At 46.4% G+C, this 1,057-nt stretch carries 1 protein-coding gene; it reads right to left on the bottom strand.

Annotated elements, in window-relative coordinates:
- Positions 1-36 precede the first annotated feature (36 nt).
- A partial coding sequence (locus tag A3738_RS21250) for a putative urea ABC transporter substrate-binding protein (protein WP_068763840.1) occupies positions 37-1,057 on the bottom strand: 1,021 nt, incomplete at its 5' end.

Here is a 1,057-nt window from a genome sequence, read left to right as displayed (position 1 = left end):
CTTGGCCTCACATCAATACAGGCATTCGTTTATGCTCTATAGCTTGCCGTCAGCAGCCATCTGCATGTAGCTTGGGTCAAAACGGAACTTCACGTTTGATGCATCACCGAAGGTACCTTTTGGCATTTCAATTCCGATAAATCCTGCATCTGGAGCACCTTCACCTAACAAGCCATGCTTGAAAGAAAACTCCGCAACATTTTCCATGGTGCTCACAAGAGCATCGCTATTTGTTAGTTCAAGAGCTTGCGCTGGCGTGTAGAACATTTCAGTACTTGCTAACTGTGCTTCATAACCAGTCAAGTCAGTACCTGATGCTTCTGCCATGTACGTTTTTGCTGAAGTCGCTGCATCATCAGAGCCACTCATTAAGCCCATGATTTCGTACCATGCACCCACTAAAGCTCTCCCAAGATCAGGGTTCGCAGCCAAGGTCTCTGTATTTATCACAAGCAAATCGATGATTTCACCTGGAATCATTGAAGAGTCGAATACTTTAGTGCTGTTTGGCATCGCTTCGATTTCGCTGAGCAAGGGATTCCATGTTGCAACCGATGTAACGTCATCTGTGCCATAAACAGCAACCATGTCTGCATCAGAGGTATTCACAACAGTGAGATCTTTTTCGGTTAAACCAACCGTTTCAAGACCACGTGCTAGCAAGTAATGCGATACGCTCAACTCAACCAAGTTAACGTTTTGGCCTTTGATGTCAGCTAGGGAATCTTTGCCTTTCAACACGATACCGTCGTTACCATTTGAGAAGTCACCAACTACGAGCGCCGTGCTATCTACACCACCTGCGGCTGGAATCGTAAGGGCATCCATGTTTGTCATCGTACAAGCCGCGAACTCGCCTGCAGAGTATTGGTTGATCGACTCGATGTAGTCATTAATCTGAACGACCTCAATATCGATACCGTATTTGTCGCCCCATTTCTTCACGATGCCTTGCTCGGCGCCATACGCCCAAGGCATCCAGCCGACATAAATCGACCAGCAAATTTTGAAGCTATCAGAAGCTTGTGAGACAGATGAAAGTGAGAACGCAAGAAGA

This window comes from Oleiphilus sp. HI0066 (assembly GCF_001635725.1).
Note: the sequence above shows the minus strand (reverse complement) of the source record. Positions and strands in the feature narration are given on the sequence as shown.